Raw genomic sequence first — 20039 nt, forward strand, 5'->3', positions numbered from 1 at the left:
GAGCCTTCCCGTTGCGATTCCATCGAAACAGGAAAGGCTCTAGGCGCCATGCGACGACGGCGAGGCCGTCACCGGCGCGTGGTCGTGCTTGCCGAAGTCCAGCTTCGACAGCGCGATGATGGCCTCGGTCCGGCTGCGCACGCCGAGCTTGCGCAGGATCTCCGAGACATGCACCTTCACGGTGGTGACCGAGATATCGAGCTCATAGGCGATGTGCTTGTTCTGCAGGCCGCGGCAGATCATGTCGAGCACGCGAAGCTGCTGCGCGGTGAACTGGCCGAGCTGCTGCACCAGCTCGCGCGCCTCGGCCTGGGCCTTCCGCGCGGCGGCGGTATCGCGAAAGCGCGGCGGCAGGCACACCGCGCCTTCGAGAATGCCGCGCAACAGCCGCGCCAGCTCAAGCTTCGGCGTCGACTTCGGGATGTAGCCGGAAATCCCGAGCGAGATCGCGCCGCCGACGATCCGGGGATCGTCATGCGCCGACACGATCACAAGCGCGCTGCGCGGCGCGGCGGCACGCACCCGGTAGGCGCCGAGCAGGCCCGTGGTCCCGGGCATCGACAGATCGAGCAGGATCAAATCGAGGCCGTCGCGCGCCGCGATCACATCCAGCGCACCGTCGATCGACGTCGCCTGCAGCACCTCGGCATCGGGAAACTCGGCCCCGATCACGCCGATCAGGGCGGCACGGAACAGCGGGTGATCCTCGACGATCAGCAGTCGAGGCGCACCCGCCTTGCCGAGCGGCGGCTCGTCCGCCAGGGGCGCGGTCGTGGTCAATGCTGCGCCGTCCTCCCTCGGATGCTCATGACAGCCATTGTGCGCACGACGTTATCTCAAAGCCGGGTGGCAGCCTATAGGCAGGATTTCGAATGCGTCCGCCTCGCAGTGCAGCACGGCTAGTGTCCCGAATCCGAAGTTCGCATCATTTGCCGCACCTTCGGAGCGAACTTCGGATTCGATAAGGACACTAGCAAACTTATGATTCTAGTGTGCTTTATGAATGCGAAGTTCGTGAAAGTGGCTGCCGCGAAATCGCACGAACTTCGCATTCAGCACACTAGGGCGCCTTCTCCGCCTTTGCGCCCGAACAGACCTCCGGGACCGGAAGCGGAATCTTGCCGAGCTCGATGATAGCCTTGTTGCGGCTGAACAGCTTCAGCTTGCGCAGGATCTCGGTGACATGCGCCTTCACGGTGGATTCCGCGAGCTTGAGCTCGGCAGCGATCTCGCGGTTCTGCAGGCCGCGGATGATCAGATGGAGTACGCGGATCTGCTGCGGCGTCAGCTTCTGAATGCGTTCGCGCAGCGTCCGCGCCGTCTCGGACTGTTCCAGCGCACCGACCGCGACGAAATCCCGCGGCGCCGAGACCGACCCGCTCAGCACGCGCGCGATCGCCTGCGAGAGCTCGCCGAGCGAGGTCGACTTCGGCAGATAGCCGACCGCGCCCATTTCGAGCGCCTCGCGGATGGTATGCTTGTCCTCTTCGCTCGAGACGATGGCGATCGGCAGCCGCGGATAGCGATCCCTGATCTTCTGGAAGCCGGAGAAGCCGACCACGTCGGGCAGCAGCAGATCGAGCAGCGCCAAGTCGATATTCGGCTCGCTGGCGAGGATGCCAAGGGCCCCCTTGATCGAGGTGGCCTCATAGATCCGGGCATCGGGATGCGAGATGCGGATGGCGTTGCCAAGCGCCTCCCCGAACAGGGGGTGATCGTCGATGATCAGGAACCCCATCATGAGGACCCTCGCACTGCTCAAGCCTCCGTTCCGATTGGATCGGAACGAGGCTCTCGATTCATGTTCTGACGCGTTTTCTTCACGCGAACCGGTATCCACTTCGCTCGAAAACGCTCCTCTTGCGAACCGCAGCTTCTAGTTCGATCCGCCGGTATCCTGCACGCTCTGCAGATAGACATATACGTTTCTGAGCTCGTCGTCGCTGAAGACGTCCTTCCAGGCCGGCATGCCCTTGGCCGGCCGCCCGTCATGGACCGTCTTCCAGAATGTCGATTCCATGTCGTCAGCATAGCGCTTCTTGAGCAGCCTGAGATCGATCTTTCGCTCGGCTTGCACCGCGTCCGGGCCGTGGCAATGCGCGCAGGTTCCGTTGAAGACCTCCCGCCCGGCGGTGGCATCCCCCTTGGCGTCGCCGGCGGTCGCGGCGGTCTGAACCGGTTTCTCGGCCGCCGCGGCCGCCTGCCCGACCGTGACGGGCTCGCTGGCGCCGACGGACGACGTCGTCGCGCGGTCGGCCTCGCCGAACTTCACCGGTGCGCTGTTCGGCACGCCATATTTGGCAAACAGGGCGGCAATCTCCCCCTGCAGCCCCGGCAGCACGCCGTCGACTTCATCGCGCAGCGCGCCGGACGCCTTGGCGAAACCGATCGCGGTCGCCCAGAGCAGGCCGTCGCCCTCGGTCGACACGATCTGATATTTGTCGCCGTAGCTGGTCTTGTTGAGCCAACCCGCCACCGGCGCCCAGATGAAGGCGATGTCGACCTTGCCCTGTTCGAGCGCCGCCATGCCCTCCTCCGGGCTGAGCACGGTGACCTTCCGGATGTCGTCGCGCAGCGCGAGCAGGTTCTGCGGCGTCGATTGATACTGCACCGCAACCCGCAATCCCCTGAGGTCGTCGATGCCGGCAAGCTTGCGATCCTTGCTGCCGACCAGCGCATAGCCCTCATGGGCGATCGGCTTCGAGAAGATCACCGCCGGGCCCATGAAATCGTCGATCAGCGGCAGGCCGACCATGGCGTCGCACTGTTTGCTGAGCAACGTCTCCCGCACCGTGCGCTTGCCGAAATAGGACTTGTACCAGTAGGTGCTCACCGTGCGGCCGATCTTCTGCGCCACCGCCTGGCCGATCTCGAGATAGAGGCCGGGCTTGCCCGGGTCGTCGCTCGAGAAAGGCAGGTTGCTCGGATCGGCGCAGAGCCGCAGCGGCGGCTTTGTCTCGTCGGCGCCGGCCGCCAGGGCCGGCACCATGAGCAGGGCGGAGAGCAGCACGGTCCGGATTGCATGTTCCAACCGCGTGTTGCGCGAGGGGGTGCGCAGTTCGTTTCGGGCGATGCAAGACACGGGCAATGCTGCCTCCTTGACGATCGTTACTGCAGGGCGAACACGAACAGCGAGCCGCCTTCGGGCGCCGCGGCGACCATCTTCTTGCCGATGTCACCGAGGAAGGCCGGCAGCGCCGCGGTGCGTCCGACCACGATCGCGACATACTGCTTGCCGTCGACCGAATAGGTCACTGGACCTGCACCGATGCCGCTGCCGAGGTTCTTGCTCCACAGCACCTTGCCGTTCTTGGCATCGATGGCGCGGAAGTCGCCATGCAGGTTGCCGGAGAACACCAAATTGCCGCCGGTCGTCAGCGTGCCGCCGTTGAAGGGCAGATCTTCCTTGATGCTCCACACCTTCTTGTTGGCGATCGGATCCCAGGCCACGAGCTCGCCGAGGAAGCCGCCGGGGCCCGGCTTGGTCGGGAATTCGGCGCCGAGATAGAACACGCCGCGCTTGTAGTTCACGTCAGAGACCGACCAGTCCATGCAGACATTGTTGCTCGGGATGTAGACGAGGCCGGTCTGCGGGTTGAACGACATCGGCTGCCAGTTCTTGCCGCCGATCAGGTTCGGGCAGATATCCTTGGCGGGATGGCCCGGGCCCGGACGCTTGTCCGGATCCTCTTCCGCCCGCATCGTGTTGACGTCCCACTTCTTGGCCCAGTTGGCGAAGACGTATTTCTCCGCGGAGATCACCTTGCCGGTCTCGCGGTTGGCCACGAAGAAGAAGCCGTTGCGGTCCGCCTTCATCAGCACGGGCGTCTCGGTGCCCTTGATCTTGAGGTCGGCGAGCAGCAGCTCGTTGACACCGTCATAGTCCCAGGCGTCGGCCGGCGTGCCCTGGATGTGCCACTTGATCTTGCCGGTGTTGGGATCGATCGCCAGCGTCGAGGCCGTGTAGAGGTTGGTCAGCTTGCCGAAATTGCCGTCGCCGGTGGAGCGCACCGCGGTATTCCACGGCCCCGGATTGCTGGTACCCCAGTAGACCGTGTCGGACTTGGCATCGTAGGAGCCGACCAGCCAGGCGGCGCCGCCGCCGTGCAGCCCGGTGTCGCCCTTCCAGGTGTCGCTGCCGGGTTCGCCCGGCGCCGGCACCGTGTAGGTCTGCCAGAGCAGCTTGCCGTCCTTGAGCGAGAACGCCTGCAACGCGCCGCGGACGCCGTATTCGCCGCCGCCGAAACCGGTGATGACCTTGTCGCGGACGACGAGCGGCGGCGAGGTGATAACCGAGCCCTGCTTGTAGTCGACGACCGTCGAGGTCCAGAGCTCCTTGCCGGTCTCGGCGTCGAGCGCGGTCAGCTTGCCGTCGAGCCGGCCGACGAAGATCTTGCCGTCGGCATAGGACACGCCGCGATTGTTGACGTCGCAGCAGGCGTATTGAAGCACGTCATCCGGAATATCGGGCTGCCAGGTCCATTTGCGCGCGCCGGTCGCGGCATCGATCGCATAGACGTATTTCGGGCCCCACGAGGTCGACACATACAGGTTCTTGCCGATCACAACCGGCGACGACTCGTTGGAGCGGAGCGAAGCCAGCGACAGCGAATAGACCAGCTGCAGCTTGCCGGCATTCTCGGAGTTGATCTGCTTCAACGGGCTGAAGCGCGTATTGCCGTAATCGTGGCCGGCGATTGCCCATCCGTTGGGATCGGACGCCGCCTTCACGACGGAATCATTAGCTTTCGACGCACCAATGCCTGCCAGCACCATGGCGACCAGCGACACGCCGGCAAAGAAAATCCCGCTCCTCAGCTTCATTGGCTTCCTCCAATATGGTTTCGTTGCCGCGATGGGTGCATCGCGCGCGCGTCTCTCGACCCAATTTCGTGAACCAGCGATCTTCCGTCGCTGCGTCGGCGATGAAAATGACAGCAACGCTTTTGCGTCGTTATAGGCGGAAGGTAGTAGCGATCGCGGCGACGATTTTGGCGTGCGGCGAGCACCGTCAGTTTGCCGAAAACCGCTTGCGCTGCCGGGCAATTTCGTCGCGCCGGAGCACGCCGCCGGCTGCTTGCAAATTGCCCATTGAACGGCCGCCTGCTAGGATCGCAGGCACTGCCCGGCGCCTTCATGACAGGGCCGCGACTACGACTTTGATCGCGGTTACGACCCACATGAAGCGTGGTCTACTGGGCCCATAACGAAGCTATTGGGAGAAACGCGTGTCTACAGTCAAACTGACGGTAAACGGCAAGGCGGTCTCGGTCGACGTTGAGGACCGAACCCTCCTCGTGCACCTCTTGCGCGAAAACCTGAACCTCACCGGCACCCATGTCGGCTGCGATACCAGCCAGTGCGGCGCCTGCGTCGTCCATGTCGATGGACGGGCGGTCAAATCCTGCACCATGCTGGCCGGCCAGGCCGCGGGCTGCAACGTCACCACGATCGAAGGCCTCGCCAAGGGCGACGAGTTGCACCCGATGCAGGCGGCGTTCCGCGACAATCACGGCCTGCAGTGCGGCTATTGCACCCCCGGCATGATCATGTCCGCTGTCGACATCGTGCACCGCCATGGTGGCAAGCTCGATGAGGAAACGGTTCGCCACGAGCTCGAGGGCAATATCTGCCGCTGCACCGGCTACCACAACATCGTCAAGGCGGTGCTCGACGCAGCCGGCCGCATGAAGGTTGCGCAGGCCGCCGAATAGCGCGCCACGCACCGCACACGATCAAGCTCACCACCGCCGGTCTCGATGGAAACGGCGGCAAATCGAATCTCCGGTCGGGAGGACTAGACAATGGGTGTTGAAGGAATTGGCGCACGTGTCGTGCGCAAGGAAGATCGCCGGTTCATCACCGGACAAGGACGTTACGTCGACGACGTCAAAATGGTCGGCATGAGCTACGCTCACTTCATCCGCAGCCCGCATGCCCATGCCAAGGTCAAGGGCATCGATTCCGCCGAGGCCATGAAGATGCCCGGCGTGATCGCGGTGCTGACCGGACAGCAGATCGTCGACGACAAGGTCGGCAATTTGATCTGCGGCTGGGCCATCACCTCGAAGGACGGCTCACCGATGAAAATGGGCGCGTGGCCGGCTATGGCGCCGGAGACCGTGCGCTTTGTCGGGCAGGCGGTCGCGGTCGTGATCGCCGAGACCAAGAACCAGGCCAGGGACGCCGCCGAAGCGGTCGTCGTCGATTACGAAGAGCTTCCCGCAGCGGCCGACATCAAGGCCGCGATCAAGCCGGGCGCGCCGCAGCTTCATCCCGAAGCTCCCGGCAACATCGTGTATGACTGGCATCTCGGCGACGAAGCCGCGGTCAAGGATGCCTTCAGCAAGGCGGCCAATGTGGTGACGCTCGACCTCACCAATAACCGCCTGGTGCCGAACGCGATGGAGCCGCGTGCGGCGATCGCGCATTACGACCAGGCCGAAGAGCACTACACGCTCTACACGACGTCGCAGAATCCGCACGTCGCCCGCCTCGTGCTGTCCGCGTTCTACAACATCGCGCCCGAGCACAAGCTGCGCGTGATCGCGCCTGACGTCGGCGGCGGCTTCGGCTCCAAGATCTACATCTATCCGGAAGAGATGGTGGCGCTGTGGGCCTCGAAGAAGGTCAACCGTCCGGTGAAGTGGACCGGTGACCGCTCGGAAGCCTTCCTCACCGACGCGCATGGCCGCGACCATGTCTCGAAGGCGGAGATGGCGTTCGACAAGGACAACAAGATCCTTGGCCTCCGGGTCAAGACCCACGCCAATTTCGGCGCCTATATGTCGCTGTTCTCCTCGGCGGTGCCGACCTATCTCTACGCGACGCTGCTGTCGGGCCAGTACGTGATCCCGGCGATCTATGCCGAGGTGATCGGCGTCTACACCAACACCACGCCGGTCGACGCCTACCGCGGCGCCGGCCGCCCCGAGGCGAGCTATCTGATCGAGCGCATGATGGAGACGGCGGCGCGGCAGTTGAAGGTCGATCCGACCGAGCTGCGCAAGAAGAACTTCATCACCCAGTTCCCGTATCAGACGCCTGTGATCATGGCATATGATATCGGCGACTTCCACGCCTCGATCGACGCCGCGATGAAGGCGATCGACTATGCCGGCTTCCCGGCCCGCAAGGCCAAGGCGAAAGCCGACGGCAAGCTGCGCGGCATCGGCATCTCCTGCTACATCGAGGCCTGCGGCATCGCGCCGTCGAAGGCGGTCGGCAGTCTCGGCGCCGGCGTCGGCCTGTGGGAGTCGGCTGAGATCCGCGTCAACCCGGTCGGCACCATCGAGGTGCTCACCGGTTCGCACAGCCACGGCCAGGGCCACGAAACGACGTTCTGCCAGATCATCGCGGAGCGGCTCGGCGTGCCGATCAGCCAGGTCTCGATCGTCCATGGCGACACCGACAAGGTGCAGTTCGGCATGGGGACCTACGGCTCGCGCTCGCTCGCGGTCGGCGGCACGGCGATCGTGAAGGCGATGGAGAAGGTCGAGGCCAAGGCCAAGAAGATCGCGGCGCATGCGCTCGAGGCGTCCGAGAGCGACATCGTGATCGAGAACGGCGAGTTCAAGGTCACCGGCACCGACAAGTCGATCGCGCTGCCGATGGTCGCGCTCGCCGCCTACACCGCGCATAACCTGCCTGATGGCATGGAACCCGGCCTGAAGGAGACGGCGTTCTACGATCCGACCAACTTCACCTTCCCGGCCGGCGCCTATATCTGCGAGCTCGAGGTCGATCCGGGCACCGGCAAGACCTCCTTCGTCAACTTCGTCGCGGCCGACGATTTCGGACGGCTGATCAACCCGATGATCGTCGAGGGCCAGGTCCATGGCGGTCTTGCGCAGGGCATCGGCCAGGCACTGCTCGAAGGCGTCGTCTATGACGGCACCGGTCAGCTCATGACTGCGTCCTTCATGGACTACACCATGCCGCGCGCGGACGACCTGCCCTCGTTCCAGCTCTCCCACACCACGACGCTGTGTCCGGGCAACCCGCTCGGCGTCAAGGGCTGCGGCGAAGCCGGCGCGATCGGCGCCTCGGCTGCCGTGATCAACGCGATCACGGACGCGATCGGCAACAACAAGCTGGAAATGCCGGCGACGCCCGATCGCGTCTGGCACGCCATTCACGGTTGAGGGAGGAAGAGCCATGTACGAAACAAATTATCACCGCGCTTCCTCGGTCGCTGACGCCGCCGCAACCTTCGCCAAAGGCGCGGAATCAAAATTCCTCGCCGGCGGACAAACCCTGCTTCCGGTGATGAAGCAGCGTCTTGCCGCGCCTTCCGACGTGATCGACCTCTCCAAGGTGCAGGAGATGATCGGCATCGAGGTGTCGGGCGACACGGTCACCATCAAGGCCGCGACGCCGCATTACGATGTGGCGCAAAGCGACGCGGTGCAGAAGGCGATCCCGGCGCTCGCCAATCTCGCGTCGATGATCGGCGATCCCGCCGTGCGCTATCGCGGCACGATCGGCGGCTCGCTCGCCAACAACGACCCGGCGGCGGATTATCCGGCGGCGGTGCTGGCGCTCGGCGCAACGGTCAAGACCAACAAGCGGTCGATCGCGGCGGATGATTTCTTCAAGGGCCTGTTCACGACGGCGCTCGAGGATGGCGAGATCATCACCGCGGTGTCGTTTCCGGTCCCGGCCAAGGCGGGCTACGCGAAGTTTCCGAACCCGGCCTCGCGCTTCGCGCTAACCGGCGTGTTCGTCGCCAAGACCAAGTCGGGTGACGTCCGCGTCGCCGCGACCGGTGCGTCGCAAAGCGGCGTCATGCGGGTCGCGCCGATCGAGCAGGTGCTGAAGGCGAACTGGGCGGCCTCGGCGCTCGACAGCGTGACGATCCCGGCGAGCGGCCTGCTCGCCGACATCCACGGCTCGGCGGATTACCGCGCCAACCTCGTGAAGGTGATGGGACAGCGGGCGGTGACCGCGGCCGGTTGATCAAGCATGATCCGGAAAAGTGCGAAGCGGTTTTCCTCGCGACAAACGCGAAGCGTTTGCGCGGAGATCATGCTCAAACAAAGGGCTAAAGCGTGATGACGAACCTCATCGCGCTTTAGCGCCTAAACACAAGTCTGCAACGGCGCGCAGCGATGCGCGCCGTTCGCGTTTTTACCGGCGGCACAGGACAAAAGGTGCTTGCCACATCCGGCTTTAGGCGAGACAATTTAGCTAATCAGCTAATTAAAATACCGTCCCACGGACGGCTGGGAGAACGCATGAAGTTCGGCACCAAGCCAGCCGTGACATCTCAGCCGCCTAGCGCCCCGCAACCAACGGAAGAACAACGTGCTCGATAAACCTGCCTCCCAGACCGCCGCCCGCACCTCGGGCCCGCTCGCCGGCTTCCGCATCGTCGAATTCGCCGGCATCGGTCCCGGCCCGTTCGCCTGCATGCTGCTCGCCGACATGGGCGCCGAGGTCATCACGCTCGATCGGGTCGGCGCCGGCAAGAATCTGAAGGCGGTCGCAACCCGCGGCCGCAAGGTCATCGAGCTCGACCTCAAGAACAAGGCGGCGATTGCTGAAGTGCTCGACCTGCTCGGCCACGCCGACGCGCTGATCGAGGGCTTTCGTCCCGGCGTGATGGAGCGCCTCGGCCTCGGCCCCGATGTCGTGCTCGCGCGCAATCCAAAACTGGTCTATGGCCGCATGACCGGCTGGGGCCAGGAAGGCCCGCTGGCCAATGCCGCCGGCCATGACATCAACTACATCTCGATCACAGGCGCGCTGGCCGCGATCGGAACCAAGGAGAAGCCGGTGCCGCCGCTCAACCTGGTCGGCGATTTCGGCGGCGGCGCGCTCTACCTCGTGGTCGGCGTGCTCGCAGCGCTTCTGGAAGCGCAGAAGTCCGGCAAGGGCCAGGTCGTCGATACCGCGATGTGCGACGGCGCGGCCTCGCTGATGTCGATGTTCTACGACATGGCCGCGCAGGGCCGCTGGAGCGGCGGCCGCGACCAGAATTTCCTGGACGGCGGCGCGCATTTCTACGGCGTCTACGAATGCTCCTGCGGCAACTTCATCTCGATCGGCTCGATCGAGCCGCAGTTCTACGCGCTGCTGCGCAAGCATGCCGACCTGACCGACGCCGACTTCGACGCGCAGATGGACCGCAAGGCCTGGCCGGCGCTGAAGGAGAAGCTGACCCGGGTGTTCAAGAGCAAGTCGCGCGCGGACTGGTGCCAGATCATGGAAGGCACCGACATCTGCTTCGCGCCGATCCTGACCATGGAGGAAGCGCCGAAGCATCCGCACATGGCGACCCGCCAAGCGTTCGTCGAACGCCACGGCGTCACCCAGCCCGCCCCCGCGCCGCGCTTCTCGCGCACGCCGTCGGCGATCCGCGAGCCGGAACTGGCGAATATTGGCGACGTGACCAGCGCGTGGAAGGCGGGGAAGTAATTCACCGTCGTCCCGGCGAAGGCCGGGACCCATTACCCCAAATGCCGGCTATTGTGCGACGTTGGGGCCGCGATCCCTTCTACAACTAGACTCGGTGGTTATGGGTCCCGGCCTTCGCCGGGACGACGACTGAGAGTTTTGAGCGAACGCGCTCCCCTCCAAGGCCTACGCCGCGTGATCGACCTTCAGCACGCCGCGGCGGATCTGGTCTTCCTCGATCGATTCGAACAGCGCCTTGAAGTTGCCTTCGCCGAAGCCGTCGTCGCCCTTGCGCTGGATGAACTCGAAGAAGATCGGCCCGATCGCGTTCGCCGAGAAGATCTGCAGCAGCACCTTGGTCTGGCCACCGTCGACCACGCCCTCGCCGTCGATCAGGATGCCGTTGGTCCTGAGCCGCGCGACGTCCTCGCCATGCTTGGGCAGCCGGGCGTCGATCCGCTCGAAATAGGTGTCGGGCGGCGACGGCATGAACGGCAGGCCGTCGGCGCGCAACCTCTCGACCGTCGCGTGGATATCGCGCGCGCCGCAGGCGATGTGCTGGATGCCCTCGCCGCGGTAGACGTTGAGATATTCCTCGATCTGACCGGAATCGCCGGCGTCCTCGTTGATCGGAATCCGGATCTTGCCGTCTGGACTGGTCAGCGCACGGGAGAACAGGCCGGATGCGCGGCCCTCGATGTCGAAGAAACGGATCTGACGGAAGTTGAACAGTTTTGCATAGAAGCTGGTCCAGACATCCATCCGGCCGCGATGGACGTTATGGGTGAGGTGATCGACGTAATACAGGCCCGAGCCTGCGGGGCGCGGGTTGGCCGCGCCGAGCCATTCGAACTCGGCATCATAGGCCGAGCCCTTGGCGCCGTAGCGGTCGACGAAATAAAGCAGGCTGCCGCCGATGCCCTTGATCGCGGGCACATCGAGCGTCTTCGCTGCGGGCGCGACATCCGCCGGCTCCGCGCCGAGCGCGAGCGCGCGTTCATAGGCTTGCTTGGCGTCGACGACGCGGAATGCCATCGACGGCGCGCAGGGACCGTGCGCGGCGACGAAGTTGAAGCCGTGGCTGCCCGGCTCCTCATTGACGAGGTAGTTGATGTCGCCCTGGCGATAGACCGTGATCTGCTTGGTCCGGTGGCGGGCGACCGCGACGAAACCCATCAGCTTGAACAGGGCGTGCAGCTCCGCCGGATTCGGATGGGCATATTCGACGAACTCGAAGCCGTCGGTACCCATCGGGTTCTCAGTGCTGATTTCGGCCGGCGGCGCATCGTGCGGAAACGGACCCATGGCGGCAACTCCCTGATTTGTCTGGAGATCAGTTTCCGTCACTTGCTGTGCAACGTGCATGCAAAATAAGTCCCTTTTTGCTATTGTCGCGCACGATCCATGCATGAAATGGACATTCTTCGCATGCCTGAAGTCGATGCCTTCGACCTGAAAATGCTCGCCGCGCTGCAGGACGATGGCCGGCTGACCAACCAGCAGCTGGCCGACCTCGTCGGGCTCTCCGCCTCGCAATGCTCGCGGCGGCGGATGCGGCTGGAGGAAGAGAAGGTCATCGCCGGCTACCACGCCGATCTCGCCGGCGAGGCGCTCGGCTTCGGCCTGATCGCCTTCATCCACATCACGCTTGCGACCCACTCGCCCGACAACGCCAAGCGGTTTCGCGAGCTGGTCAACCGCGTCGACGACATCCAGGAGGCCTACGCGCTGACCGGGGATGCCGACTACGTGCTCAAGGTGATGCTGCGCGATCTCAAGAGTCTGTCCGACATCGTCAACAATGTGCTGATGCCGCACCAGAGCGTGGCCCATGTGCGCTCCTCGATCGTGCTCGACCGCCTGAAGGAGAGCACCAGGCTGCCGCTGAAGTCGCTTCAGGCGTGATGGCTCGAATCGAGGGAAATCCGCCATTCGCTTTTGCGGCTTGGCTTGCGATCATTCCGACAACGGCAAGAGAGACGAACCATGGCGCTGCAGCTGCGACCGAACTGCGAATACTGCGACAAGGACCTGCCACCCAGCGCCACCGACGCGCGGATCTGCTCCTATGAATGCACGTTCTGTGCGGACTGCGCCGAGACCAGGCTCGGCAATGTCTGCCCGAACTGCGGCGGCGGTTTCGCGCCGCGGCCGATCCGCCCGGCCAAGCCGTGGCGGCCAGGTGTCTGCACGGTCAACCAGCCGCCGTCGGACAAGCGGGTGCATTTGAAGTACAGCCTCGAGGACGTCGCGGCGAATACGGCGCGCTTGAGGGATGTCAGGCCCGAGGAACGGTGAGACTCACTCGTCATTGCGAGCGCAGCGAAGCAATCCATTCTCTCCATGCCGGGGCCGGATCGATTGCTTCGTCGCTTCCCTCCTCGCAATGACGGCCCCGCTGTCGGGCTCCCCTGAAAGCGGGAAGGTGGGATGAGGGCCAGCCGCGAGCGCTGGCGTCTACGGAGAGACCGGATTCCCCACCCGGTTTGCTGCGCAAACCGACCTCCCCTTTTCAAGGGGAGGTGAAGCAACGCGAGCTACTCCGCCGCCACGATCGTGCCTTCGACCTCGCCGAAGCCGACGCGATAGCCGTCGCCCTGGCACCAGCCGCGCATGACGAGCGAATCGCCGTCCTCCAGGAACGAGCGCGTGACGCCGCTGGCGAGTTCGACCGGCTCGGTCCCGTTCCAGCTGATTTCCAGGAGGCTGCCGCGCTGATGCTTTTCGGGGCCGGAGATCGTGCCGCTGCCCAGGAGATCGCCGACATTCATCGCGCAGCCGCTGGAAGCGTGGTGCACGAGTTGCTGCACCGACGACCAGTACATGTATTTGAAGTTGGTGCTGCAGATCGTCTTCGCCTCGTTCATCGCACCGGCGCGCAGCGCAACGTCGAGCTGCATGTCGTAATTGTTCGGCTGGGTCTGCTTGAGGTACGCCAGCGGCTCCGGCTGCTGCGCCGGGCCCTGCATTCGGAACGGCTCGAGCGCCTCGCGCGTCACCACCCACGGGCTGATCGAGGTCGCGAACGCCTTGGCCTGGAACGGGCCGAGCGGCACGTACTCCCACTGCTGGATGTCGCGCGCGCTCCAGTCGTTGAGGATGACGAAGCCGAAGATCATCTCCTCGGCCTGCTTCTCTGTCAGCATCTCGCCGATCGGCGAGGCCTGGCCAACCACCACGCCCATCTCGAGCTCGAAATCGAGCCGCTTGCACGCGCCGAAGCTCGGCACCTCAGCGGTCGGCGGCTTCAGCTGGCCGCGGGGGCGGCGCACTTTGGTACCCGACACGACCACAGTCGAGGCGCGGCCGTTATAGCCGATCGGCATATGCAGCCAGTTCGGCTGCAGCGCATTGTCCTTGCCGCGGAACATGACGCCGACATTGGTGGCGTGCTCCTTCGACGAATAGAAATCGGTGTAGCCCGAGACCGCAAACGGCATGTGCAGCCTGACGTCGGCCATCGGCACCAGCGCCCGCGCCCGCAATTCCCTGTTGTCGCGCAGCTCCGGATGATCCGAGCGGAGCAGCTCGCTGATCCGCGCCCGCGTCGCCGACCACACTTTCGGCCCGAGCGCCATGAAGGCGTTGAGCGACGGCTGCGAGAACACGCCGAGCGGCCCGACATCGAGCCGCGAGTCCTGCTCGAGCTCCCAGAGGTCGAGCACATAATCGCCGATCGCAACACCGACGCGCGGCGCAAGGCCATCCTTCGACGAGAACACACCATAGGGCAGGTTCTGGATCGGGAAGTCGGAGGTCGGGGCGACGTCGATGAAGGAGCGGAGCTTTGGGTCGTTGGGGTGGGTCACTGATTCCTCCAATCAAGAAGCTGTCATGCCCGGGCTTGACCCGGGCATCCATCTTCAGAAAGCGCGATGGATCGCCGGGTCAAGCCCGGCGATGACGAGGGACACAAACTCACGGCTTGTTCGGGTCGAACTTCTTCCCCAAGCCCTTCCAGCAATCCGAGTAATCGTCCTGCAGCGTCGACGATTTCGCCGCATGTTCGGTCACGCGCTGCGGGAAGCGGGTCTCGAACATGAAGGCCATCGTGCCGGTCAGCTTGACCGGCTTCAGCTCGCTGTTGCTGGCGTGCTCGAAGGCTTCGCGGTCGGGACCGTGCGGCAACATGCAATTGTGCAGGCTGATGCCGCCGGGCACGAAACCCTGCGGCTTGGCATCGTAGACGCCGTAGATCAGGCCCATGAACTCGGACATGATGTTCATGTGGTACCACGGCGGACGGAAGGTGTTATCGGCCACCATCCAGCGCTCCGGGAAGATCACGAAGTCGATATTCGCGGTGCCCGCGGTCTCCGACGGCGAGGTCAGCACCGTGAAGATCGAGGGATCGGGATGATCGAAGGCGATCGCGCCGACCGGCGAGAAGGTACGCAGATCGTATTTGTAGGGCGCGTAATTGCCGTGCCAGGCGACCACGTCGATCGGCGAATGCGGCAGCGTGGTCTTGAACAGCGAGCCGCCCCATTTCACGTAGAGCTCGGTCGGCGTGTCCTTGTCCTCGTAGCTCGCGACCGGCGTCAGGAAGTCGCGTGAATTGGCGAGGCAATTGGCGCCGATCGGGCCACGCTCCGGCAGCGTGAACGCGCCGCCGTAATTCTCGCAGAGATAGCCGCGCGCCGGGCCGCCGGGAATTTCGACGCGGAATTTGACGCCGCGCGGGATCACCACGATCTCGCCCGGCTCGGCGTCGATCCGGCCGAACTCGGTGACGAAACGCAGATTGCCCTGCTGCAGCACGAACATCATCTCGCCATCGGCATTGTAGAAATGCTGATCGACCATCGATTTGGTGATGAGGTAGATGTGTGCCGCCATGCCGGCCTGGGTGTTGGCATCACCCGCCGTGGTCATGGTCTGCACGCCCTGCAGGAAGGTCATGTCCTCCTTCGGGATCGGCGCGGGGTCCCAGCGCAGCTGTGCGATCGGCATGTCGTATTCGTGGCACGGCGCGGTGCGCCACAGCCCGCTATCTGCCTTGGCGAAGCGGCCGGAGTGCCGCACCGACGGGCGGATGCGATAGAGCCAGGAGCGCTCATTGGTGCCGCGCGGCGCCGTGAACGGCGAGCCGGACAATTGCTCGGCATAGAGCCCGTAGGCGCAGCGCTGCGGCGAATTGCGCCCCATCGGCAGCGCGCCGGGCAAGGCCTCGGTCTCAAAACTGTTGCCGAAGCCGGACATGTAGCCCGGGGTGACCTGCCCTGAGCTGCGCACGATCTGATCAGGCGAGGTATTGATGTTCATCGCTATCCTCCTTGCAGGGCGGCCCACATTTCCTGGTCGCGCTTGTCGGTCCAGATCACGGGATCGTCGATCCCCGACGCCTCGTCATAGGCGCGCGAAACGTTGAACGGCAGGCAGTGCTCGTAGATCGCAAAGCTCGAGAACTTCGGATCCATCACCTCGCGCGTTGCCGCCATCGATTCCTTCAGGCTGCGGCCCTTGGCGACGGATGATTCGGCGGCACCGTAGAGCGTGGTGACGAAATCGCGGGTCATCGCGATCGCATCGCGCCCGGTGGCGAGGCCCTTCAGCGCATCGCCACGGCCCGGCGCGATCGCCTTCGGATTGAAGGCGCGAATCTCGTTCAAGGTCGTCGGCCATTCGCGCAAATGCGCATCGCCGCAATAGCACGCCGAGTGATATTCGATCAGATCGCCGGAGAACATCACCTCGGCATCCGGCACCCAGGCGACGATGTCGCCCGAGGTATGGCCGGCGCCGAGCTGCATCAGCCGCACCTCGCGCTTGCCGAGATAGATCGACATCTCGCCTTCGAAGGTCAGCGTCGGCCAGGTCAGGCCGGGGATGCTCGCGGCATCCTGGAACAGCCGCGGGAAGCGGCCATATTCGGAATCCCAATCCTGCTGGCCGCGCTCCTCGATCAGGCGATAGGTTTCCTGCGAGGCGACGATGCCTTGCGCGTGATAGGCGGAGGCACCGAGTACACGCACCGCATGATAGTGCGACAGCACGACATATTTGATCGGCTTGTCGGTGACGGTCTTGACCCGCTCGATCACCTTGTTGGCCATCGCCGGCGTCGCCTGCGCGTCGAACACCAGGCAGCCGTCGTCGCCGACGATCACGGCGGTGTTGGGATCGCCCTCGGCGGTGAAGGCATAGAGATCGGTGCCGATCTCGGAGAAGGTAACCTTCTTCTCCGAAATATCCGTGGTCGATGCGAAACCTTTGGCCATCAGTTCAATCCTGTCCGTTCAAGCGCTTTCCCCCTCTCCCCGTCCTTACGGGGAGAGGGTTGGGGTGAGGGGCTGTCTCCGCATTCACGGTGACAGATGTGTCTGCGGAAGCTCCCCCTCACCCGGAACGCATCTGACGATGCGTTCCGACCTCTCCCCGCAAGCGGGGCGAGGTGAGGCGGAGGCTGCTGCGCGACTTGATAAAGATCCATCCTGGTTCAGCTCGTAACTATTGTTGTTGCTGCTGTTGCTGCTGGCTTGCATCAAGCATCCGCCGCTTCGCCAGCGCGATCGCCTCGCGCAGCACGTCGAGATCGCCGATATGGTTGGCGAGCACCAGAACCAGCGCAGCATCGAGATCGGCGCTCTGCGCCTCGGTGAGGCCGCGATGGGCCTCGACGATGGCGCGGAAGGCGTCGTCGGGCTTTGCGAAATTCGAACCGGTCGACAGCGCCATGACTGCTCCTCAGTTCAGGCCGGCTGCGCGCGCCAGCGCCGCATCAAGTGCCGGCCGCGCCGCGTTGCGGAAGCGTGCCGCGACATAGCCGTCCGGCCGCAGCAGATAGGCGGTGCCGGGCTCGGCATCGTAGCGCTTGCCGGCAAGACCCTGCGCGTCGACCAGCCCATCCTCGCCGCCGATCCGGATGCTGCCGACGCCGTCCGGGACATCGACCGCAGCGCCATTGCCAAACTCCAGCAGCGTGAAGCGCGTTCCCTGTCTGATGAAAACATCGGTCAAATAGGTGGAACCACCGCCCTGCTCCATCACCGGCGCATCCGGCATCGAAGCGCCCGGCCGCGGGCCGCCGCGCCAATCGTCGCGATCGCCGCTCGACAGCGGCGTGTCGTAGACCGACGGCACCGAGAGCCGCCCGCCATTGACCATGCGCTTGCCGAACTCGGTGTCCTTGGCGAGCGACAGCACGGCCTGGCGCAGCCGCGCTTCCTGTTTCGTCACCGGCGCCATGAAGTCGGTCGAGCGAGTGGACTCGCGGATGTTCTCGTCCGCCGCCGCGCTGCGCTCGATGTGATAGCTCTCCAGCAAGCCCTCCGGCGACAGCCGGCGCAGCACGCGGTCGAGCTTCCACGCCAAATTCTCGGCGTCCTCGAGCCCGGAATTGGCGCCGCGCGCGCCGAACGGCGAGACCTGGTGGGCGGAATCACCGGCAAAGATCACCCGGCCGTGGATGAATTTTGCCATCCGGCGGCACTGGAACTTGTAGAGCGAGATCCATTCGAACTCGAACTTGTCGTGGCCGAGCATGCGCTCGATCCGCGGCCGGACATTCTCGGGCTGCTTCTCGGCCACCGGATCGGCATCCGGGTTGAGCTGCAGATCGATCCGCCAGATGTCGTCCGGCTGCTTGTGCAGCAGCGCCGAGCGTCCGGCATGGAACGGCGGATCGAACCAGAACCAGCGCTCGGTCGGGAACGCCGCCGTCATCTTGACGTCGGCGATCAGGAACTGGTCCTCGAACACCTGGCCTGCGAATTCCGCGCCGACCATCTGCCGTAGCGACGAACGGGCGCCATCGCAGGCGACCACGAAGGTCGCGTGCACCTGGTAGGAGCCGTCGGGAGTTGCGATGGTCAGCGCAACGCCATCGTTGCGGCTCTCCAGCGCGATCACCTTGTTGCGCCAGCGCAGGTCGATTTCAGGCAGTTGCCCGACCCGGTCGACCAGATAGGCCTCGGCGTAGAACTGCTGCAGGTTGATGAAGGCGGGCCGCTTGTGGCCTTCCTCCGGAAGCAGATTGAACTGGTAGAGCTGCGAGGCGCCGTGGAAGATCTTGCCGACGCTCCACACCACGCCTTTCTCGACCATGCGGTCGCCGACGCCTAGGCGATCCCAGAACTCCAGCGAGCGCTTCGAGAAGCAGATCGCCCGCGAGCCTTCGCCGATCCGATCGGCATCGTCGAGCAGCACCACGCGCTGGCCGCGCTGCGCGAGATCGATCGCGAGCGACAATCCCACCGGTCCGGCGCCGACCACGACGACGGGATGCTCCGCGACATTGGCGCCCGAGCGCTCCTGGTCGGGGTGACGGCGATAGCCGAACTGGGTTTTGGCCTGTGCCGTGTTGGCGTGTGCCATTGCGTGACCCTGGATGTTTCCCTTGCGCCGCGGCCTCTGGCTACGGTTCTGTGTGACCGGCGTGCGACCGGGACCTTGCGAGCCGGCCGCGACCTTGCTAAATTAGTCTCACTTGCAACCATCTTAAACCCCCAGTCGGGGCTGCCGTCAACTCAAATTGGAGGGATTTTTGGCACGGACCTCTGCAAGCCAGCCTCCAGCCCGGCCGCGCAGTGCCGTGGAAGCGGAGGTGCGCGACACCATCGCGCCGACCAAGAAGCGCCTCGATCTCTTCCATTTCATGCCGTTCCGCCTGAACCGGCTGGCGGCCGAGGTGTCCTCGGCGCTGTCGAGCGAATATCAGGCGCGCTACGGCCTCGACATTCCGGAGTGGCGCGTGCTCGCAACGCTCGGCTTCCGCAGCGATCCCTGCAGCGCGCAGTATATCGCGCACTGCACGCGCACCCACAAATCCACCATCAGCCGCGCGGTGTCGGCGCTGATGGAGCGCGAGATCGTCGAGCGCGTCGAGAACGCCGACGACCGCCGCGAATTCCGCCTGCGACTGACCAAAAACGGCCAGGCGCTCTACGAGGAACTGATCCCGCGCCTGCTGCGCAAGGAGCAGGAGATCCTGTCCTGCCTCTCCGCACAGGAGCGCCGCGACCTCGGCCGCCTGCTCGGCAAGGTCGAGAACAGCCTCGAGCTGGTGCAGACCAGCGAAGAGGCCGACGCGAAGGACGTGTATTAGACATGCGCTCGGCTTTGGACACACGCTCCGCTGTCGTCCTGGCGAAAGCCAGGACCCATACGCCGCGGCCGGTGTTGTGAACGGGACCCGTCGTTGCAGCGAGCCAAACAAGCGAGATTTGTGGTTATAGGTCCTGGCCTTCGCCAGGACGACGCCGGGGTTGGCTTCACGCCCAACTCAACATGAGGCCGGGACGACGCGTCAGCTACATGGGCGGATTAGCCGAAGGCGTAGTCGGCCGATGAACCACGCGCCGCCGGCGGATCACGCTGCGCTAATCCGCAGCAGCTCTACCAAACCCGTCATCCTGAGAGCCTGACTGAAAAATGGGTGAGTGATCTCAGTGGGGTGTGATTCCATCGGATTTGCAAAGATTCGAGGGAGAGCACGATGCCCTGGACCAAGATCACTCGGGAGCAATATCGGCGGGACGATCTGCGTTATGCAAGCGATATGACCGATGCGGAGTGGGCGCTGATCAGACGCCTGTTGCCGCGAGCGAACCGGCGCGGCCGGCCGCGTAAGACGGAGCTGCGTCGTGTGATCGAAGCGATCCTCTATATCGTTTCGACCGGCTGCCAGTGGCGGGCGTTGC

General features: G+C 64.5%; 18 protein-coding genes. 8 read left to right on the plus strand and 10 right to left on the minus strand.

Going from position 1 to position 20039, the window contains the following annotated elements; all coding sequences use genetic code 11:
• Positions 1-39: 39 nt before the first annotated feature.
• The 4 genes from J6525_RS07310 to J6525_RS07325 all read right to left on the minus strand — a co-directional run bounded on the left by J6525_RS07310 (position 40) and on the right by J6525_RS07325 (position 4824).
• Positions 40-780: a LuxR C-terminal-related transcriptional regulator gene (locus tag J6525_RS07310; protein WP_092079258.1), complete on the minus strand. Its 741-nt coding sequence runs from the start codon at positions 778-780 to the stop codon at positions 40-42.
• A gap of 280 nt (positions 781-1060) precedes the next feature.
• Entirely contained in the window at positions 1061-1741 is a 681-nt protein-coding gene (locus tag J6525_RS07315) for a response regulator (RefSeq protein WP_092090006.1), read from the minus strand.
• Positions 1742-1876: 135 nt separating this feature from the next.
• Positions 1877-3082, minus strand: a complete 1206-nt coding sequence (locus tag J6525_RS07320) for a c-type cytochrome (RefSeq protein ID WP_312009753.1) — start codon at positions 3080-3082, stop codon at positions 1877-1879.
• A 26-nt stretch (positions 3083-3108) separates the two neighbouring features.
• Positions 3109-4824: a PQQ-dependent dehydrogenase, methanol/ethanol family gene (locus J6525_RS07325; RefSeq protein ID WP_225643218.1), complete on the minus strand. Its 1716-nt coding sequence runs from the start codon at positions 4822-4824 to the stop codon at positions 3109-3111.
• A gap of 404 nt (positions 4825-5228) precedes the next feature.
• On the opposite strand from J6525_RS07325, the gene J6525_RS07330 reads away from it, so the two are divergent.
• The 4 genes from J6525_RS07330 to J6525_RS07345 all read left to right on the plus strand — a co-directional run bounded on the left by J6525_RS07330 (position 5229) and on the right by J6525_RS07345 (position 10419).
• The gene (locus J6525_RS07330) at positions 5229-5714 is read left to right on the plus strand and encodes a (2Fe-2S)-binding protein (RefSeq protein ID WP_028335209.1); all 486 of its coding nucleotides are present in this window, start codon (positions 5229-5231) and stop codon (positions 5712-5714) included.
• Positions 5715-5804: 90 nt separating this feature from the next.
• A complete protein-coding gene (locus J6525_RS07335; protein WP_225643220.1) occupies positions 5805-8144 on the plus strand; it encodes a xanthine dehydrogenase family protein molybdopterin-binding subunit in 2340 nt (779 codons plus the stop codon).
• Between the two features lie 13 nt (positions 8145-8157).
• Positions 8158-8958 (plus strand): FAD binding domain-containing protein, encoded by an 801-nt coding sequence (locus J6525_RS07340; RefSeq protein ID WP_225643223.1) that lies wholly within the window; start codon positions 8158-8160, stop codon positions 8956-8958.
• Between the two features lie 348 nt (positions 8959-9306).
• Positions 9307-10419 (plus strand): CaiB/BaiF CoA transferase family protein, encoded by a 1113-nt coding sequence (locus J6525_RS07345; RefSeq protein ID WP_225643225.1) that lies wholly within the window; start codon positions 9307-9309, stop codon positions 10417-10419.
• 165 nt (positions 10420-10584) lie between these two features.
• On the opposite strand, the gene hppD is transcribed toward J6525_RS07345, so the two are convergent.
• Positions 10585-11703 (minus strand): 4-hydroxyphenylpyruvate dioxygenase, encoded by a 1119-nt coding sequence (hppD, locus tag J6525_RS07350; protein ID WP_225643227.1) that lies wholly within the window; start codon positions 11701-11703, stop codon positions 10585-10587.
• A 123-nt stretch (positions 11704-11826) separates the two neighbouring features.
• Between hppD and J6525_RS07355 the strand changes: the two genes are divergently transcribed.
• Together J6525_RS07355 and J6525_RS07360 are read left to right on the plus strand one after the other, a co-directional pair.
• Positions 11827-12303, plus strand: a complete 477-nt coding sequence (locus tag J6525_RS07355) for an Lrp/AsnC family transcriptional regulator (protein WP_050384067.1) — start codon at positions 11827-11829, stop codon at positions 12301-12303.
• An 81-nt stretch (positions 12304-12384) separates the two neighbouring features.
• The gene (locus J6525_RS07360) at positions 12385-12696 is read left to right on the plus strand and encodes a DUF1272 domain-containing protein (RefSeq protein WP_028335203.1); all 312 of its coding nucleotides are present in this window, start codon (positions 12385-12387) and stop codon (positions 12694-12696) included.
• Positions 12697-12935: 239 nt separating this feature from the next.
• Here the strand turns inward: J6525_RS07360 and fahA are convergent, their stop codons facing one another.
• From fahA to J6525_RS07385, 5 genes are all read right to left on the minus strand, one after another.
• Positions 12936-14207, minus strand: a complete 1272-nt coding sequence (fahA, locus tag J6525_RS07365; protein ID WP_225643229.1) for a fumarylacetoacetase — start codon at positions 14205-14207, stop codon at positions 12936-12938.
• A 109-nt stretch (positions 14208-14316) separates the two neighbouring features.
• Positions 14317-15663, minus strand: a complete 1347-nt coding sequence (gene hmgA, locus J6525_RS07370; RefSeq protein WP_225643231.1) for a homogentisate 1,2-dioxygenase — start codon at positions 15661-15663, stop codon at positions 14317-14319.
• A gap of 2 nt (positions 15664-15665) precedes the next feature.
• Positions 15666-16619, minus strand: a complete 954-nt coding sequence (locus J6525_RS07375) for an MBL fold metallo-hydrolase (RefSeq protein ID WP_225643233.1) — start codon at positions 16617-16619, stop codon at positions 15666-15668.
• Positions 16620-16848: 229 nt separating this feature from the next.
• Positions 16849-17076, minus strand: coding sequence for a DUF2783 domain-containing protein (locus J6525_RS07380; RefSeq protein ID WP_225643236.1), 228 nt, complete (start codon positions 17074-17076; stop codon positions 16849-16851).
• A 9-nt stretch (positions 17077-17085) separates the two neighbouring features.
• Positions 17086-18714, minus strand: a complete 1629-nt coding sequence (locus J6525_RS07385; protein ID WP_225643238.1) for an FAD-dependent oxidoreductase — start codon at positions 18712-18714, stop codon at positions 17086-17088.
• Between the two features lie 169 nt (positions 18715-18883).
• Between J6525_RS07385 and J6525_RS07390 the strand changes: the two genes are divergently transcribed.
• Positions 18884-19444: a MarR family winged helix-turn-helix transcriptional regulator gene (locus J6525_RS07390; RefSeq protein ID WP_376708448.1), complete on the plus strand. Its 561-nt coding sequence runs from the start codon at positions 18884-18886 to the stop codon at positions 19442-19444.
• A gap of 390 nt (positions 19445-19834) precedes the next feature.
• Positions 19835-20039, plus strand: a 205-nt coding sequence (locus tag J6525_RS07395; protein ID WP_225643240.1) for a transposase, incomplete at its 3' end; no start/stop codon positions are given.

Source organism: Bradyrhizobium australafricanum (genome assembly GCF_020329495.1).
GTDB classification, from domain to species: domain Bacteria; phylum Pseudomonadota; class Alphaproteobacteria; order Rhizobiales; family Xanthobacteraceae; genus Bradyrhizobium; species Bradyrhizobium australafricanum.

Excerpts from the sequence above, each read along its gene's own strand:
- J6525_RS07315 (WP_092090006.1), bottom strand. The coding sequence starts at position 1,741 with ATGATGGGGTTCCTGATCATCGACGATCACCCCCTGTTCGGGGAGGCG.
- J6525_RS07325 (WP_225643218.1), bottom strand. The coding sequence starts at position 4,824 with ATGAAGCTGAGGAGCGGGATTTTCTTTGCCGGCGTGTCGCTGGTCGCC.
- J6525_RS07335 (WP_225643220.1), top strand. The coding sequence starts at position 5,805 with ATGGGTGTTGAAGGAATTGGCGCACGTGTCGTGCGCAAGGAAGATCGC.
- J6525_RS07340 (WP_225643223.1), top strand. The coding sequence starts at position 8,158 with ATGTACGAAACAAATTATCACCGCGCTTCCTCGGTCGCTGACGCCGCC.
- hppD (WP_225643227.1), bottom strand. The coding sequence starts at position 11,703 with ATGGGTCCGTTTCCGCACGATGCGCCGCCGGCCGAAATCAGCACTGAG.
- J6525_RS07355 (WP_050384067.1), top strand. The coding sequence starts at position 11,827 with ATGCCTGAAGTCGATGCCTTCGACCTGAAAATGCTCGCCGCGCTGCAG.
- J6525_RS07360 (WP_028335203.1), top strand. The coding sequence starts at position 12,385 with ATGGCGCTGCAGCTGCGACCGAACTGCGAATACTGCGACAAGGACCTG.
- hmgA (WP_225643231.1), bottom strand. The coding sequence starts at position 15,663 with ATGAACATCAATACCTCGCCTGATCAGATCGTGCGCAGCTCAGGGCAG.
- J6525_RS07375 (WP_225643233.1), bottom strand. The coding sequence starts at position 16,619 with ATGGCCAAAGGTTTCGCATCGACCACGGATATTTCGGAGAAGAAGGTT.
- J6525_RS07380 (WP_225643236.1), bottom strand. The coding sequence starts at position 17,076 with ATGGCGCTGTCGACCGGTTCGAATTTCGCAAAGCCCGACGACGCCTTC.
- J6525_RS07385 (WP_225643238.1), bottom strand. The coding sequence starts at position 18,714 with ATGGCACACGCCAACACGGCACAGGCCAAAACCCAGTTCGGCTATCGC.